General features: G+C 28.9%; 20 protein-coding genes. 5 read left to right on the top strand and 15 right to left on the bottom strand.

The genetic code is table 11. The annotated features are described in order from the left end of the window. Positions 1-28: 28 nt before the first annotated feature. Positions 29-1,129, bottom strand: coding sequence for a 4-hydroxythreonine-4-phosphate dehydrogenase (gene pdxA / locus L8T82_RS00970; RefSeq protein ID WP_263725684.1), 1,101 nt, complete (start codon positions 1,127-1,129; stop codon positions 29-31). After that, a complete protein-coding gene (locus L8T82_RS00975) occupies positions 1,126-1,893 on the bottom strand; it encodes a pyridoxine 5'-phosphate synthase (RefSeq protein ID WP_263725685.1) in 768 nt (255 codons plus the stop codon). Before L8T82_RS00975 ends, pdxA begins: the two co-directional genes overlap by 4 nt. Before the next feature lie 55 nt (positions 1,894-1,948). Between L8T82_RS00975 and L8T82_RS00980 the strand changes: the two genes are divergently transcribed. Genes L8T82_RS00980 through L8T82_RS00990 form a run of 3 tightly spaced genes read left to right on the top strand, consistent with a single transcriptional unit; the run spans position 1,949 to position 4,012 of the window. Beyond that, positions 1,949-2,908 (top strand): Ppx/GppA family phosphatase, encoded by a 960-nt coding sequence (locus L8T82_RS00980; RefSeq protein ID WP_263725686.1) that lies wholly within the window; start codon positions 1,949-1,951, stop codon positions 2,906-2,908. Positions 2,909-2,918: 10 nt separating this feature from the next. Next, positions 2,919-3,362 carry a GatB/YqeY domain-containing protein gene (locus tag L8T82_RS00985; protein WP_263666179.1) on the top strand — a complete coding sequence of 148 codons (444 nt, stop codon included), beginning with the start codon at positions 2,919-2,921 and terminating at the stop codon, positions 3,360-3,362. Further along, on the top strand, positions 3,359-4,012 hold the full coding sequence (locus L8T82_RS00990; protein ID WP_263660078.1) for a DNA/RNA non-specific endonuclease: 654 nt from the start codon (positions 3,359-3,361) through the stop codon (positions 4,010-4,012). The genes L8T82_RS00985 and L8T82_RS00990 overlap by 4 nt, the downstream gene beginning before the upstream one ends. A gap of 31 nt (positions 4,013-4,043) precedes the next feature. Here the strand turns inward: L8T82_RS00990 and dnaK are convergent, their stop codons facing one another. The 3 genes from dnaK to L8T82_RS01005 are packed head-to-tail and all read right to left on the bottom strand — an operon-like array spanning position 4,044 to position 7,217. Further along, positions 4,044-5,906, bottom strand: a complete 1,863-nt coding sequence (gene dnaK, locus L8T82_RS00995) for a molecular chaperone DnaK (protein WP_263725687.1) — start codon at positions 5,904-5,906, stop codon at positions 4,044-4,046. 22 nt (positions 5,907-5,928) lie between these two features. Next, a complete protein-coding gene (grpE, locus tag L8T82_RS01000) occupies positions 5,929-6,438 on the bottom strand; it encodes a nucleotide exchange factor GrpE (protein ID WP_114640401.1) in 510 nt (169 codons plus the stop codon). Continuing rightward, positions 6,435-7,217, bottom strand: a complete 783-nt coding sequence (locus tag L8T82_RS01005) for an HrcA family transcriptional regulator (protein WP_133318800.1) — start codon at positions 7,215-7,217, stop codon at positions 6,435-6,437. The genes grpE and L8T82_RS01005 overlap by 4 nt, the downstream gene beginning before the upstream one ends. Before the next feature lie 240 nt (positions 7,218-7,457). Between L8T82_RS01005 and L8T82_RS01010 the strand changes: the two genes are divergently transcribed. After that, complete coding sequence (locus L8T82_RS01010) at positions 7,458-7,589, top strand: hypothetical protein (RefSeq protein ID WP_256374638.1); 132 nt, start codon at positions 7,458-7,460, stop codon at positions 7,587-7,589. On the opposite strand, the gene L8T82_RS01015 is transcribed toward L8T82_RS01010, so the two are convergent. Genes L8T82_RS01015 through L8T82_RS01035 form a run of 5 tightly spaced genes read right to left on the bottom strand, consistent with a single transcriptional unit; the run spans position 7,578 to position 12,042 of the window. Then, positions 7,578-8,207 carry a hypothetical protein gene (locus L8T82_RS01015; RefSeq protein ID WP_263665195.1) on the bottom strand — a complete coding sequence of 210 codons (630 nt, stop codon included), beginning with the start codon at positions 8,205-8,207 and terminating at the stop codon, positions 7,578-7,580. The genes L8T82_RS01010 and L8T82_RS01015 overlap by 12 nt on opposite strands. Then, a complete protein-coding gene (locus tag L8T82_RS01020; protein WP_257942438.1) occupies positions 8,204-8,440 on the bottom strand; it encodes a hypothetical protein in 237 nt (78 codons plus the stop codon). Before L8T82_RS01020 ends, L8T82_RS01015 begins: the two co-directional genes overlap by 4 nt. Continuing rightward, the gene (locus L8T82_RS01025) at positions 8,424-9,476 is read right to left on the bottom strand and encodes a DHH family phosphoesterase (RefSeq protein WP_039618500.1); all 1,053 of its coding nucleotides are present in this window, start codon (positions 9,474-9,476) and stop codon (positions 8,424-8,426) included. The genes L8T82_RS01020 and L8T82_RS01025 overlap by 17 nt, the downstream gene beginning before the upstream one ends. A gap of 9 nt (positions 9,477-9,485) precedes the next feature. Further along, complete coding sequence (gene flhA, locus L8T82_RS01030) at positions 9,486-11,645, bottom strand: flagellar biosynthesis protein FlhA (RefSeq protein ID WP_133318796.1); 2,160 nt, start codon at positions 11,643-11,645, stop codon at positions 9,486-9,488. Beyond that, positions 11,638-12,042, bottom strand: coding sequence for an Rrf2 family transcriptional regulator (locus L8T82_RS01035; RefSeq protein WP_220567238.1), 405 nt, complete (start codon positions 12,040-12,042; stop codon positions 11,638-11,640). Before L8T82_RS01035 ends, flhA begins: the two co-directional genes overlap by 8 nt. A gap of 184 nt (positions 12,043-12,226) precedes the next feature. On the opposite strand from L8T82_RS01035, the gene rpsO reads away from it, so the two are divergent. Then, positions 12,227-12,499, top strand: coding sequence for a 30S ribosomal protein S15 (gene rpsO / locus L8T82_RS01040; RefSeq protein ID WP_012661650.1), 273 nt, complete (start codon positions 12,227-12,229; stop codon positions 12,497-12,499). Positions 12,500-12,686: 187 nt separating this feature from the next. On the opposite strand, the gene L8T82_RS01045 is transcribed toward rpsO, so the two are convergent. The 5 genes from L8T82_RS01045 to ilvC are packed head-to-tail and all read right to left on the bottom strand — an operon-like array spanning position 12,687 to position 16,795. Then, positions 12,687-13,580 (bottom strand): RsmB/NOP family class I SAM-dependent RNA methyltransferase, encoded by an 894-nt coding sequence (locus L8T82_RS01045; protein WP_263725688.1) that lies wholly within the window; start codon positions 13,578-13,580, stop codon positions 12,687-12,689. Next, positions 13,567-13,953, bottom strand: coding sequence for a Holliday junction resolvase RuvX (gene ruvX / locus L8T82_RS01050; RefSeq protein WP_263725689.1), 387 nt, complete (start codon positions 13,951-13,953; stop codon positions 13,567-13,569). Before ruvX ends, L8T82_RS01045 begins: the two co-directional genes overlap by 14 nt. Next, positions 13,950-14,717 carry a DNA-protecting protein DprA gene (locus L8T82_RS01055; protein WP_263725690.1) on the bottom strand — a complete coding sequence of 256 codons (768 nt, stop codon included), beginning with the start codon at positions 14,715-14,717 and terminating at the stop codon, positions 13,950-13,952. The genes ruvX and L8T82_RS01055 overlap by 4 nt, the downstream gene beginning before the upstream one ends. Continuing rightward, the gene (locus L8T82_RS01060) at positions 14,704-15,771 is read right to left on the bottom strand and encodes a divergent polysaccharide deacetylase family protein (protein ID WP_263725691.1); all 1,068 of its coding nucleotides are present in this window, start codon (positions 15,769-15,771) and stop codon (positions 14,704-14,706) included. Before L8T82_RS01060 ends, L8T82_RS01055 begins: the two co-directional genes overlap by 14 nt. Before the next feature lies 1 nt (position 15,772). Next, complete coding sequence (gene ilvC / locus L8T82_RS01065) at positions 15,773-16,795, bottom strand: ketol-acid reductoisomerase (protein WP_263659087.1); 1,023 nt, start codon at positions 16,793-16,795, stop codon at positions 15,773-15,775. Positions 16,796-16,814 lie beyond the last annotated feature (19 nt).

Consider the following 16,814-nt stretch of genomic DNA (forward strand, 5'->3'; position numbering starts at 1 on the left):
AATTATTTTAAGAATATTTTAGTAACTTTTACTTATTTTTTTCTTTGATTTGTAAAAATTGTAAAGCAGATTTTACTGCTTGCATATAACTTTGTAAGTTTATTTTTTCATTTTTATAAGCCCTATCATAAGCTGTTCCATGATCAACACTAGTTCGAACTATGGGTAAATTTAAACTCGCATTAATACTTTTATCAAAATACAAAGCTTTTAAGGGTGCTAAGGCTAAATCATGATACATACTGACTAAATACTTGCATTTACTTAATGCAAAAGGAGTAAAAGCACTATCGGCCACTAAAGGCTCACTTAAAAAAATATTTTCCTTATAAGAAAACTCTTTTTCTTTTTGACTTAAAAAATATTCATTTTCTAAATTTTGTAAATTTAATGCATGATCTTTTAAAAATACATTTGCCATTCTTATAGCTTTTTTTATTTCCTGCTCTTCTTCTCCGCCTATTACGCCATTATCACTTGCATGAGGGTTAAAACTCAAAACACCAATTTTTTCAAATAAAGTGCATTGATAAAAATTAATTAAAAATTGCGCAAGCTTGAAAGCCTTAATCTCTTTAAAAACATCTCTTAAAGCCATATGCTCAGTATATAAAGCCACAAAAAGTTCATCACACCCTAACATCATAATAGCATCTTGTTTGAAAAAATCTCTTAGTGCTTCAGTATGACCTTTATAGCTCACTCCCCCCATTTGCCAAGTTTTTTTATTAATCGGTAAAGTTACTAAAGCATCTAAAAATAAATGCGTGCAATAACTAGCTCCTTCAAAACTTAAAAAAGAATAAGCTCCACTTTTAGCGTCTAAATTTGCAGGATTTAACTCAAAATCAAAATCAATAATTTTATTAGCTTGATATGAAAACTCATAAATTAAAAAATTTTCTTTTTCTTCTTTAAAGGCAAAATGTGGTTTTAAAGCATTAGAAATTTCAACTAAATTGATTTTAGATTTAGGATTTATTTTTAAAAGTTTATTTGCTTTTTGAAATAATTCATAATGCACAAAATAATAAGGATCACAAATTTTTACTAGCTCATCATGACAAGATAATAAAATTTGCATACCTATGCCATTTAAATCCCCTATGCTAATAGCAATTTTTTTCATCTTTTAATCAAAGCTTTCATTTGCAATATAGCTTTTTCTAAGCCCACAAAAACCGATCTTGCTACTATACTTTGGCCTATATTTAACTCTTCTATTTCTAAAATATCTACAATATTTTTTACATTTTTATAATTAAGCCCATGTCCAGCTGCTACTCTTAAATTTAAACTCTTAGCCAAACTTGCACTTTGTCTTAATCTTTGGAGTTCATTTTCTAAAAGCTTTTTGAGTTCATTTTTACTTAAAATTAATTCAGGCAATGCATAAGAAGTTTGATTGATATTAGTATATAGTGCATTATAAATATTAGCATACAAGCCTGTATGAAGCTCTATAAAATCAGCATTTAAAGAAGATGATTTATTAATATCTTCTAAATTTGGATCAATAAACAAAGAAACTTCGATTTGCTCTTGCTTTAAAACATTAATAGCTTCTTGTAGTTTTTCATTATCTAAATTTAAACCACCTTCTGTTGTAAGTTCTTGTCTTTTTTCAGGCACTAAAGTAACGCGTGAGGGTTTGTATTTTAAAGCATATTCTATCATATCAATAGAGCATTCTAAATTCACTACACATTTGCAATATTTTAAGATATTTTCTAAATCAAACTCATTAGCATGACGACGATCTTCTCTTACATGGATAGTGATTTGATCAGCTAAATTTGCACTCAAAAACGCAGCTTCAAGTAAATCAGGATCATTTACTTTTCTAGCTTCTCTTAAAACTGCTATATGATCGATATTAACCCCTAAAAGCATAAGTTTTCCTTATAAGTTTTTTGCTATTATACTTTAAATTTTTTAAGGAGAGCTAGTGCTAGGTATTGATATGGGTTCAAATACATTAAGAGCTGTTTTGATGGATGAGAATTTTAATAAATTAAAAAGCGAAGAATTTATCATAGGAGCAGCTAAAAATATGCAAAATGACACCATTAGCGATGAAGCTATAGAAAGAATTTTTAGCGCTTTGAAAATCTTAAAAGAAAAAAATTATAACTTAAGTCAAGCTAAAGCAGTCGCCACAGCTGCTTTTAGAAAAGCAAAAAATACTAAGCTTATTTTTGAAAAAATTCAAAAAGAATTTAAACTTGATATAAAATTAATCGATGCAAAAACCGAAGCAAAACTAAGCGTTTTAGGTATGCAAGAGCGTCTTAAAGCTCTTAAACTTTTTAGAAAAGACTTAAGTTATTGTGATTTGGGCGGTGCTTCTTGTGAAATTTCAAATGATAAATTTAGCAAAAGTTATGATTTTGGAATCATTAGTTTTTATGAAAGAATGCATTTTAAAGCCATAAAACCAAGTGTTTATGTAAGATTTTTTAAAAAATATCCACAAAATCTTGTGCGTATTAAAGATGAAAAATTAAAAATTCATCTAAGCCCCTACCCTGCGCATTTAAAACAACTTGTCTTAAAAGCTTTTAATCTTAGTAAAGATATAAAATTAAAAGGAAATTTTTTCATACTAAATTCAGGGGTACCTACCACACTTTGTGCTTATAAACAAAACATAAAATACAAAGATTACCTAGAAGAAAATGTAAATGGCAAAATACTCAAACGCAAAGATTTTTTTGATTTTGCATTAAAAATTTGGAATTTAGAACAAGAAAAAGCTAAAATTTATCTTGGAGAAAATAGAAAAAAATACCTCATAGCAGGCTCAATGATACTTTTTGCTTTATTTAATAAGCAAAAGCTCATTGTGATTGATGATGGTGTTAGAGAAGGTGTGTGTATAGCGCATTTTAAAAATATCAAATTTTAAAGGAGAAAAAATGAGTTTAAAAGATCAAATTTTAGAAGATATCAAAGAAGCTATGCGTAATAAAGATGATTTTAAAAGAAACACTTTAAGAACGCTTAATGCTAGCTTTAAACAAATAGAAGTTGATGAGAGAATCACACTTAATAATGAAAGAATATATAAAATCATTGCAAGTGAGATTAAAAAACGAAATGAAGCCGCACTTGCTTTTAGCAAAGGTTCTAGAGAAGATTTAGCACAAAAGGAACTCCAAGAAGTAGCTATTTTAAGTGCTTATTTACCAAAACAACTTAGCGATGAGGAATTAGAAAGTGAGCTAAAAAAACTTATAGAAAAATTACAAATTAGCTCTTTAAAAGAACAAGGTATTTTGATGAAAGAAGCTAAAGCAGCTTTTGGTGCAAGCGTTGATGGTAAAAGACTTAATGAAATGGTAAGAAAGCTTTTAGCATGAAAAAAGTTTTAACACTTTGCGCCTTAGCTTTAAGCTCTTTTGCTTATACTCAATATGAATTACATCCTAGCTTTAAAGCTTATTTTAAAGACTGCTCTTTATTGATGGATAAATATTATTATATTAATTGTTATGATTATAATTATAAAGGCACTAAGGCAATTGCTTATAAACTAGAAGCTAAAATTTTAAATCAAGGGCACATCAAAAAACGCCCAAAATTTAAAGATGATACCAATATTCCTAAAAAATATAGAACTTATTGGGAGGATTATCTAAGAAGTGGTTATACAAGAGGGCATGTCGTACCAAATCAATCCATGAATGCAACCCCACAAGCCCAACTTAGCACTTTTTTAATGAGCAATATCACTCCGCAAAAAAAAGATATTAATGCAGAAATTTGGAATGAAATCGAACAAAGAGAAAGATATTTAGCAAAGAAAAATAAAGAATTGGAAGTCTTAAATTTAGTACTTTATGATGATAAGCCAAAACGCATTAAAAACAACATAGCCATTCCTAGTTTTTATATCAAAATTCTTAAGGCTAAAAATTTCACTGAATGTTATAAAGTGCCAAATAATGATAATTTTGCAAGATTTGATAGAAATTATTTTAAAGAAGATTGTAAAAAATATATTGATTAAACTAGAAGCAACAAGGCTTCTAGTTTAATTTTTACTCAACTTCAGCATCGATTACATCATCATCTTTTTTCTTTTGAGCGTTTGGTTCTTCTTTTTTATACATATTTTCTGCTAATTTATGAGAAACTTCACTTAAAGCTTTCATTTTGCCTTCGATTTCTTCTTTAGAAGCATTAGCATTTTTCAATGTCTCTTTTAACCCATCTAAAGCTTTTTGAATATTTGCTTTATCATCATCGCCTACTTTATCTCCAAGTTCACTTAAAGATTTTTCTACTTGATGTACCAAGCTATCAGCAGCATTTCTAGCTTCCACTGCTTCTTTGCGTTTTCTATCTTCTTCTTTGTGAAGCTCTGCATCTTTTACCATATTATTGATTTCTTCTTCACTTAATCCACTTGAACCTGTGATTTTAATCTCTTGAGCCTTACCTGTAGCTTTATCTTTTGCACTAACTGTTAAAATACCATTTGCATCAATATCAAAAGTTACTTCAATTTGTGGCATACCACGAGGTGCTGGTGGAATTCCTTCAAGATTGAAATTTCCTAAAGATTTATTATCACGGCTAAATTCTCTCTCACCTTGTAAAACATTGATAGTAACTGCGCTTTGATTATCTTCAGCAGTTGAGAAAACTTGCTCTTTTTTAGTTGGTATAGTTGTACCTTTTTCGATGATTTTAGTCATCACACCACCTAAAGTTTCAATACCTAAAGAAAGCGGAGTAACATCAAGCAATAATACATCTTTAACATCACCTTTAATAACCGCACCTTGAATTGCCGCACCTATTGCAACAACTTCATCAGGATTTACTGATTTATTAAGCTCTTTTCCAAAGGCTTTTTTAACTTCTTCTTGTACTAGTGGAACACGAGTAGAACCACCCACCATAACAATTTCTTTTACTTCACTTTTATCAAGCCCTGCATCTTTTACTACTTCATTAATTTTGCTAATAGTTTCAGCAACTAAACCATCAATCATACTTTCAAATTTAGCTCTTGTTAGAGTCTTAGTTAAGTGTTTTGGGCCACTTGCATCAGCTGTGATAAATGGTAAATTAATATTAGTTTCATTAGCTGAACTTAATTCTTTTTTAGCATTTTCAGCTGCTTCTTTTAATCTTTGTAAAGCCATTACATCGTTTTTAAGATCAATACCTGTTTCATCTTTAAACTCATTTGCTAAAAAGTCGATTAATTTATTATCAAAATCATCACCGCCTAAAAATGCATTACCGCCTGTTGCTAAAACTTCTACAACATTATCACCTGTTTCAAGCACAGTAACATCAAATGTACCACCACCTAAATCATAAACTACAATTTTTTCACTTTCTTTTTTATCAAGTCCGTAAGCTAAAGCTGCTGCAGTTGGTTCGTTGATAATTCTTAATACATTCAACCCTGCAATTTGTCCTGCTTCTTTTGTAGCTTTTCTTTGTGCATCATTAAAATATGCAGGAACAGTAATAACTGCATCTTCTACTTTTTCACCTAAGAAAGCTTCTGCATCTTCTTTTAATTTCATTAAAACTTTTGCTGAAATTTCTTGTGGAGTATAAATTTTACCTGCTATTTCAATCGCACAAGCCCCATTTCTCTCTGTGATATGATAAGGTAAGCGATTTTTAGCTTCTTTTGCTGCTTCTTCATTGATCATCAAACCCATAATTCTTTTTATAGAATAAATAGTTTTTTCAGGATTAGTCACAGCTTGACGCTTAGCGCTATCTCCAACTAAAACTTCTCCCTTATCTGTAAAAGCAACTACTGAAGGAGTAGTGTTTTTACCTTCTTTATTTGGGATAACTTTACTCTCGCCTCTTTCATATACACTCACACAAGAATTTGTTGTACCTAAATCTATACCTATAACTTTTGCCATTTTTTATCCTTTTTATTAAATTTTATTTTGCAACACTAACTTTTGCTGATCTAATTACTCTATCATTCATCATATAGCCCTTTTGTAAAAGTTGGACAATATGATTACTTTCATGATCGGCGCTTTCAACATGAAACATCGCTTCATGTAAATTTGGATCAAACTCACCATTTGCTTCTATTGCTTTAACCATATGTTTTTCAAGTTTTTTCAAAAGCAAGTCTAAAGTGTTTTGAACCCCTTCTTTTATTTTCAAACTTAATTCATCATTAGCTTCTACATTAATAGCCGCCTCTAATGCATCAACTACATCAAGCAAATCTTTAGCAAAACTTTCATTTGCATAAATTGTTGCTGAAATTTTTTCTTTTTCCATTCTTTTTTTGATATTTTCAAATTCAGCATTTGCTCTTAAATAAGTATCTTTTAACTCATTATACTCTGCTTGAAGTTTTTCTAATTCATTGTTTTGATTTTCTGAATTTTCCACTGCTTCTTCTTGCATTTGCTCATTTTGCTTTTCTTCGCTCACGCAGCCTCCTTTATAATATTTAACATTGTTTTAAAATCAGAATACACACTACCAGCAAAAACCACATTAGATTCTTTGCCTAAAAATGTACTCTTAAGCTTTAATCCCATAAAACCCTCTTCAAATAAAGGATCAAATTGCAATTTATCGTTAAAATAAAATCCAATTTGAGGAGATAAAAGCTTAGCAAATTCATCATTTTGATAAATTTGATAAGCTTTACTCTCATTATATCTATAATAAACCATAGCTTCTTTTAGCATAGTTATTTTTTCCAATAACTCTTTAAACTCAACTCTAAAAGCTAAATTTTCAATACTTTTTAGATCAAGCCCTATAAGTCTTTGTAAGAAAACCAGACTATCTTGGCTAAATCTTAAAACCAACTCATTTTGTCCAAAATCAAGTATGATAAATTTATCATTAACCTTGGTAATATCTTGCAAAATAAGCTCATCGCCACCATAAACTAAGGTATAAATTTCAAACTTATCAAGCAAAAACTCCAACAATGCAAGATCGTTAATCACAATCTCATCTTCGCAAAGTTGCTCATACCAATAAGCCTTCATAGCACTAAAAGTTGGTATGCGACCACTGCTAATATGAAGTTGCGTTAATACACCCTCATCACTTAATTTTTTAAAATAAACTCTTATAGTAGAAGCAGGTATGCTAACTTTATGATTTAACTCATTAGAACCCACAGGGTTATTATCCTCTAGATAGGTTTCAATGATAGTTTTTAAAATTAAATCTTTTTTACTATAAGACTTCACTATAAAACCTTAAATTTTTTATTTTAGCACTCAATGTTTTTAAGTGACAAGATAATTATACAACTTTAGTATAATAATGTCAAGTTATTTTTAAATAAAAATATTTAAAATTATTTAGTCTATATAACTAAAGTTTGTTTAGCTATTTATATATAATATATAAAAACTTATTTTTCAGTTTTTTTAAAAGAAAAGATAATATAATTGCGTCTAGCAATATTTTTTAAAAGGTTTATAATAATGAAAAATCTTACTTTAAGAGAAAAGCAAGATCTTGAAGCTTATGTGTTTTCCAATATAGAAAGAAAAAAAATGGCTTTAAGTAGAATTTTAAAGTTATATTATTTAAGATTTTTTAGATTAGTTTTTTAATTTATATTTTCTCATACCCTCTTTTGTGAAAGATAAGTCTTTAAAATCAGGGGATGAGATTAACTCCATACAAGTTTTATCCAAATTTTCCATTCCACTTACTTGCATACTAGCTTGCAGATTTTCATCTAAATATAAATCAAAAATTACACAAGCTTGATTATTGACCTTGTAGAGAATTTTTCCACCTTTCTTCTCATCTAGTTCATACGCTTGTAATTTATCATTTTTACTCATTTTCTTAATTTCATTTGCAAAAGATTGATGTAAGGTATAATAAATCATAAAATCGCGCATAATATTTTTAATATCAGCAATTTCTTTTCTTAGTTTTGATAAATCTTTAGTGTATAAACTTATAAATTGCGTATTTAAGTATTCATTTAGATTTTTTTCGTTTAAATTTTCACACAGTGGATAAAATTTAACCACGAAAGCCTTATCTTTAGCAAGTACTATATCCACACAAGCTTGTTTGTTTTGTTTGTATTCTAAAAATAAAGCTTGACTAGAGCTTAAATTTAGCGTGTTTTGTTTATTATAAGCAAAATCACTTAAATCTTCATAGATATTTGCATAAGAAAAAATTCCTATAAAAAGCAATAATAAATTTTTCATTCAAATAAATCTTTATGATGAATTTTTAAGTACTCTACTACTTCTAAGATCTCATCAACTCCCTCTTTTTGGGTATTTTGACAAACTTCATCAATACAATCAATATAAACTCCAATTGCTTTTTCTAATTTTACTCTTTTTACCCCAGCAAACAAGAGCATTGCTTCTAAAACTATGCTTAATTCATATTGTAAATTTTCTATTTCTTCTTTAAAATCATGATTTGTTTTCATTATTTTCCTTTAATTCTTTGCTTTTAATTAAATCTACAAATTGTGCTTTTATGAAATCATAGTTAGAGCTATCTTTATACGCAGCAAACAATCCACCGCTAGCATTTTTATGCCCTCCCCCATTGACCAAACTTTTAGCCATCAAACTCACATCGATTTTATTATTTGCTCTAAAACTTAAGGTTTTTCTCGAACTAAGATCAACAAAAAAATCAAAATCAGGATTTTGCATTAAAAAATCATTTCCAATTACGGAAGTATTGCCTATATTTGAAGTTAATAAACCTTTACTTCCTTTATAAAATACACTAAATTTTTCTTTATTTACACTTAGTCTTTCTACCACAAATTTTGAAATTAAATTGCTTAAAGTATCATCATTTTCTTTTTTAAAAAAAGATTTTTTTAAGCCATGCAAATCATCATCTAAATTAATATGAGCATTTTTTTGATGAATGTATTTTCTACAAACATCAAAAAGATAAAAAAGATATTTGATATTTTCTTGTGCAAACATTACCCTATTGATTTCTTTTGCTCCAGAAACCATACCAAGTAGTACTTTTCCAAGTTCAAAATTCTCATCTTCACTCAACCAAATATCTACTGCATTTACCACATCCACAAATTCTGACAAAGCCTTATTTTCACCATAACATTTACTAAAAAAATCATAAACAATCTTAGTAGCACATCTTTTATCATCTAAAAAATACCAAGGATATTTTTGCATACATTCTAAGCCACTTTGATGATGATCTAAAAGTAAAAGTTTGATTTTTTTGCCTTCTATGGCTTTTTGAAAATCTTCACATTGACTTAATGTTAAATTTAAATCCGTGATTAAAATCACAAATTCTTCATTAGGATTTTGCTTTAAATCTTCCTCTATATTTTTAAAAATCACATTAAAATTTTCATTAATCTCTTTACCATAATTAGAATTATAAAAATAACAATTCTTAAAATAAAAATCTAGCACATACTGACAAGCATAGCCATCTAAATCCGTATGTGAAAGATGATAAATTTTCATATTTTTCCTTTATAAATTATCAACTTTTATGATACCTTCTGTTTCAAACTTGGTATTTTCTGCAATCTCAGCAAAACTTAAGACCGTAATATTAATACCAAAATTAGAACAAATATCAGCAATGAATTTTCTAAGTTGCGGCTCAACACAAAGCAAGAAAGGCTTAATTCTTGTATTTGCCACACTTGCAAGTTCAGCTTTTAAAGCTTCTACTAAAGCACCAGTTTGAGCTACATTTATCATTAAATGATACGAACCATCTTTAAACTGCACATGCTCCATTAATTTTGCAGCTGCAGCAGCATCAAAAATATAAAAGCTAATTTGCCCTTTTTCATCCACATATAAATTTGTAATTGCTCTTGCTAAAGAAGCCCTTACATGCTCAATAATCATATCCAAACTCTTGCTTACTTCAGCTATATCACTAATTGATTCTAAAATTGTAAGCATATCTTTAATAGGAATATGCTCTTTAAGTAAAGCTTTTAAAACTTTTTGAATTAAACCTATGCTAGCAACCCTTAAACAATCATCTACCACGATAGGATAATCATTTTTGATTTTATCTAATAAATTTTGCACTTCTTGTTTAGTTAAAAGCTCTGAAGCATTAGCTTTTATAAGCTCACTCATATGGGTTGAAATCACACTTGCTGGATCAATTACAATATAACCATTCAGCGTTGCCTCATCTTTTAAGGATGATTCTATCCACAAAGCATCAGAATTAAAAGCAGGTTCTTTAGTAGCTATACCTTCGATAGGTTCAGTGATAAAACCACTATCCATAGCTAGATATTTATCGGGATAAATTTCAGCACTAGCTATACCTACACCTTTGAGTTTAAAAGTATATTCATTTGGTTTTAATTGCAAATTATCTCTAATTCTAATTTTTGGCATTAAAAAACCTAAACTTTGAGCTATATTGCGTCTTGTTGATCTAATACGCTCTGTTAATTCACTTTCTGCTAACTTAATAAGTCCATAGCCTAATTCTAATTCTAAAATTTCTAATTTTAAAATATCTGTGATTTTATTTTCTTCTTCTTTTAAGATTTCTTCTTCGCTGCGTTTTTGAGGTTTAGCTTGTTCTTCTTCATGGGTTTCTTGAGACTTTTTAGCTGAAATTGCATTGATTTGAATTTTACCTTCTTGCACTTGCTTTATCATATAACCAAGTCCTAAAAACACCAAAGCCATAAAGCCCAAAGAAAAATGTGGTAAGCCTGGTACTAAAGCAAATATAAATAAAACAAAGCCTACAATTAATAAAGTTTTGTATTCCCCTAAAAGCTGATTGATAGAACCTTCAGCAAAATTATCCTCATCTTTACTAGCACGCGTGATGATAATTGCAGTTGCCGTTGAAGTTATAAGTCCAGGAATTTGAGAAACAAGTCCATCACCTATTGTTAATATAGTATAAGTTGAAGCACATTCTCCAAGCTCCATATCATGCTGAAAATAACCTATCATAAACCCACCAATTAAATTTACAATGGTGATAATAATCCCAGCAACAGCATCCCCTTTTATAAATTTAGAAGAACCATCCATTGCTCCATAAAAATTTGCTTCAGCTATGATTTCTTGGCGTCTTGCGCGTGCAGTTTTTTCATCAATCAAACCTGCATTTAAATCCGCATCAATAGCCATTTGCTTACCTGGCATTGCATCAAGGGTAAATCTTGCTTGAACTTCAGAAACCCTTGTACTACCTTTAGTTACAACCATAAAATTGATTAAAACTAAAATACAAAAAACAACCATACCTATAACATAATTTCCACCAACAACAAATTCACCAAAACTTGCCACTATATCACTAACAGCAGCTGGACCTTGATGACCTTCGCTTAAAATCATACGCGTTGTAGCTATGTTAAGTGAAAGTCTAAAAAGCGTAATAATTAAAATCATAGTTGGAAAAGTTGTTAAATCTGTAGGTTTTGGTATATATAAAGAAATTAAAATAATTAAAACTGAAATTGCTATACTTAATGCAAGAAAAAAATCTAAAACTATACTTGGTAAAGGTACTATAATAATAGCTAAAATTGCAATAATTACAGCTACTATAGTTAGACTCTTTGCCTTTAAAATAGGTGCAACAAGTGGAGCAATCCAAGGCAATACTAAGCTAAAAATATCCCTTTTAGCCATTATTTTGAATAATATCCTCTAGAGTAATAGAAACTAAAAAATCATCTATCTTATTTTGAAGCTTCACCAACACAGGCATAATTTTACAATTTTCTTCTTTTTGCGAAGGACAAATTCCATTACTGCACTCAAATACATTGATAGATTTTTTCTCTACACTATTAATAATTTCTTTTAAAGTGTATTCACTTGGCTTTTTAACAAGCATAAATCCACCTTTAGCACCCTTATAAGATTTCAAAAGTGCGTCTTTGGCAAGCGCTTGTAAAATTTTTGCTAAAAAACTTTTTGGTATATCTAAAACACTTGACATAGTATCTACATCTTGTGGTTCTTGGGATTTTGCTATATGAATTAAAGACAATAAAGCATATTCGCTAGCTTTGGTAAATAACACTTTTTTCCTTTCATTGAAATATTAATAAACAATATCTATTTTTAACTTTAAATAAAAATTTTAATTATATCAAAAATATGTGTTGTTAAATATTAAATTTCTTATTTTTTAAATTTCAGCATTTTTTTTGTTTTTTTAGTTATAATTGCACTTTTTATTTTAAATACCGCTCAGGAGGTCTATTATGGCTTTAGATTCGGCTAAAAAAGCAGAAATAGTTGCAAAATTTGCTAGAAAAGAAGGAGATACGGGTTCTCCAGAAGTTCAAATCGCACTTTTAAGTGCAAGAATTTCAGATTTAACAGAACATTTAAAAATCTACAAAAAAGATTTTTCTTCTCGTTTAGGTCTTTTAAAGCTTGTTGGTCAAAGAAAAAGACTTTTATCTTATCTAAAAAGAAAAGATTATCAAGCTTATTCTAAATTAATCAGCGAATTAAATTTAAGAGATAAATAAGCCTCGTGCTTATTTATCTTTAATATATTTTATTTTAGTTATTTACCACTTCTTTAATTTAAGTTTTCAAAATTTCAATATTTTATTCACAAGAGTTTCACGATGTGATTTTAGCTTCTAAGTATCTAAAAATAGCACTTTAAGTTTTATGAGTAAAAATATTTTTCACATTTAATTTTATTGATTTTTAATGTTTTTTCACTTTTGCTATAAAAAACCCATCTGCATAATTATCTGGTAAAACTCTTTTGGCAAATGACAAGTCAAAATCATCACTTTTTGCATTAATGAAGTTAACATTTAATAAATCAAAATCTAGTAATTCTAATTTAAAATTTTCATTTCTTAACGCATTTTCTAAAACAGCTTCATTTTCTTCTCTTAAAAATGTACAAGTACTATAAACCAATTCCCCATCATGTTTTAAGGCTAGTAATGCTGAATGTAAAAGTTTTTTTTGCAAATTTGCTATTTGCTTAATTTCTTTTGTGTTTTTTTGTATTTCAAAACCCATTTTTGCAAAAGTTGAACAAGGCGCATCAAGCAAAATTTTATCAAATTTCAAAGGACAAGCTTTACCTATAGTGCGTGCGTCTTTTAAAAAGCATTTTGCAATTTTAACTTGATAATTTTCCATAGTTGTTTTTAAGGTAAAAAAGCGTGTTTTAGATAATTCACAACTTGCTAAATAACCTTCATTTTGCATAAAATTGGCCAAATTTAAACTTTTTCCACCAGGAGCTGCACACATATCTAATACACTCTCACCAGCTTTAACGCCCAAGGTTTTAGCACATAAATACGAAGAATAATTTTGTATATAAAACTTACCCTCATTAAAAGCATTCATTGAGCTTAATTTGCTTTTAAAAATACTAGGTATTTTATAACAATACAAATCAATTTTTTTAAATTTTATATTTTTTTCATTTAGAATTTCTTCTAGTTTTTCATTGTCAATAAGCAAAGAATTTCTAAAAATATTGACATATTTTTCTTGATTAAAACTTTGAAGGATTTGTTCTTTTTGCTCTTTTGTATAAATTTCATCTAAAGCTGTATTTAAATCAAGCAAGGCCATAAAAATCCTTTAAAAGTAAATATGCAGCTAAAGAATCAAGTTTGCCATCTTTTTTCTTTAAATTCACTACACCAAGCTCTTGTGCATTTTTAGAGCTAAAACTCTCATCAACAAAAAAAACTTCTTTATCAAAATCAAGTAAAGATATGAAATGCTCTATTCTTTTTCGCATTTCATCTTCACTAGATCCGCCCAAAGGAATTCCTACCACCAAAGTATTTACATCATAGTCTTTAATGTATTTTTTTACCTCATTTGCTGCTTGATTGCGGTTTTTTCTAATGATAGCTTCAAGCGGCATGGCCATGCTTTTATTAATACACAAAGCAACACCAATACGCTTTAAACCTATATCTAACGCTAAAGTATTCATATGCAAGCTCTTATTTTCACTCCAGAAATTTCCACCAGACCCTCAAGTTCATATTCATAAACTCTATCACCAAATTTTTTCAAAACTTTTTCTAAATCATTTTCATGCTTTAAAAAGCTTAACAAATCATCCTCACTTTGCTCTTGATAAAGCTCTCCAAACATTTTTGCAAATTCCTCAAAATTATGAATTAAATTTGCTTTTTTTGTGGCTAAAAGCAAATTTGTTCCTTCACTTTCATCTTTCCTATGAGGTAATACATATATAGGTTTATTCATACTCAAAGCAAGCCTTGCACTTTGCATAGAACCACTTTTTAAATCAGCTTGAGCTATTATAACAACCTCACTTAAAGCAATAATAAGCCTATTTCTTAATAAAAAATCATATGGCTTTGCTTTATATTTTGCTTCATTTTCACTTAAAGCTAATGCATTTTCATAAATATTTAAAATTTCATTTGTATTAGCTTTTGGATAAATCTCATCAAGTCCATTAGCAAATATGGCTATAGTTTGAGGATAAGCTATTTTAGCTGCTTGGATATCCACACCCAAAGCCCCACCACTTACTACACAAACCTTAATTTTTTTTAACAAAGATACTAACTCAATGAGACAATTTTTAGTATAAACGCTCATTTTTCTAGAACCTATAATAGCTACTTTTCTAGCATTTAAAAGCTCTAAATTGCCTTTATAATAAATCTTTGAAGGTGGATTTAAAAGATTTTTAAAATCTTCAATATTCTCAATAAATTTCATTTAAATACACAAGCTCAACTGAATTTAACAAATCTTTACTTTGCATCAAGGCCTTAAAAGTCTTTTCTCTTGGATGACCAATAGCGATAGCAAAACCTTTCTTTTTTGCCTCTTCTACTGCTTGTCTGAGTTGGTTTTTAATATATGCTATATCATCTTCATTATCCAAAAAAACATCTCTAGCTATATAAGGTTGTTCAAAATGACTTACTAAATTTTTAGCTTTAGAATTTCCTATGGTTCTTGAATCTACAAAAATAAAATCATTTTGTTTAAAGGCACTAAATAATTTTCCCATAGCCTGCTTATTTGCAGTAAATAAACTTCCTGTGTGGTTGTTAATAAATTTTACTTTTGGAAATTGTTCTTTTACAAAAGCAATGCGCTTGCTTATTTTTTCCATATCATCACTAGGGTGTAAAGTATTTAATTCTGCCTTGTCATATTTTATAGCAGCAAGAGGCAAATGCACCATAAAAAAGTCAAAATCCTTTGCAAACTCAGCTGTATAAGGATGGCGTTTATCAGGTGGAAAAAAAGATGGGATTAATTTTAAATTTGTTTTTTTAAGCATATCTACATGAGTGTGACTTGCCATATCATCTATAATAATTGCTAGACGAGGTTTGGTATTTTTTTGCACTAGGATTTGAGTTTTATTATCCTCATTTTTATCTGATATATTTTGCTCTTTATTGATTAATTCTTTGCTTGTATTTTGATCTATTACTTCTAAAATTAAAGTTTGATTATCCTCTTTAGTTTGATTTAACTCTGTATTTACAGGGTTTAAATTTAAAATTTCACTAATGTTTTTATCTAAAAATTCTAATTTTTCATTTTCTAAAGTCAAATTTATATCATTAAAACTAAAATTATTTTCTTGCTCTTTTGTAGGTGGTAATAGTTCTTTTTTAACTATGGTTTGATTATAGTCTAAGGTTTTATTTTCTTCTTTTTTTAAAAACAAAGCTCCAAATGCAAAAAGAAAAATTCCAATTACAACAAGACAAAGCGCTAAAAGCACTTTGTATTTTTTATTTATAGTTTTCAAATTAGTTTTTATCTTTATCAACTAATTTTTTAGCACTAATCCAAGGCATCATAGCGCGAAGTTCGCGTCCTGTTTTTTCTATCAAAGAATCATTCATTAATTTACGCTCTGCATGCATTCTTGCAAAATTCGCTCTTCTTTCTAAGATAAAATCTTTGGCAAAACTTCCATTTTGTATATCTTTTAAAACACCTTTCATAGCTTCTTTAGTTTCTTTGGTAATAATCTTAGGTCCTGTGATATAATCTCCATATTCAGCAGTATTAGAAACAGAATATCTCATATCAGCAATACCACCTTGATAAATCAAATCTACAATTAATTTCATTTCATGCAAACACTCAAAATACGCCATTTCAGGTTCATACCCTGCTTCAACTAAGGTTTCAAAACCAGCTTGGATTAAAGCACTAAGTCCTCCACAAAGCACCGCTTGTTCGCCAAATAAATCTGTTTCAGTTTCAGCTTTAAAAGTCGTTTCTATAATACCTGTTCTACCACCACCTATAGCACTAGCATAACTTAAAGCTAAATTTTTAGCATTTTTACTTTCATCTTGGTGGATAGCAATTAAACAAGGAGTACCCCCGCCTATACTAAATTCATGTCTTACAGTATGACCTGGAGCTTTAGGAGCTATCATAATCACATCTATACCTTTTGGAGCAACAATTTGTCCATAATGGATATTAAATCCATGTGCAAATGCTAGAGTTTTACCTGCTTTTAATTCAGTTTTAATTTCTTCATTAAAAATTTCACTTTGAATTTCATCAGGAGCTAAAATCATAATCAAATCTGCTTCTTTAGTAGCTTCTTTTACACTTTTTACTATAAAATTTGCTTTTTGAGCTTTTGCCCAACTTTGCCCACCCTCTTTTAAGCCTATGATCACTTCTACACCACTATCTCTTAAATTCATAGCATGAGCATGACCTTGAGAGCCAAAACCTATAATAGCTACTTTTTTTGATTTTATTAAATTAATATCACAATCTTTATCATAATAAATTGACACAGCCATTATGCACTCCTAAAATTAA

The sequence above is a fragment of the Campylobacter sp. IFREMER_LSEM_CL292 genome (genome assembly GCF_025771615.1).
GTDB classification, from domain to species: domain Bacteria; phylum Campylobacterota; class Campylobacteria; order Campylobacterales; family Campylobacteraceae; genus Campylobacter_D; species Campylobacter_D lari_D.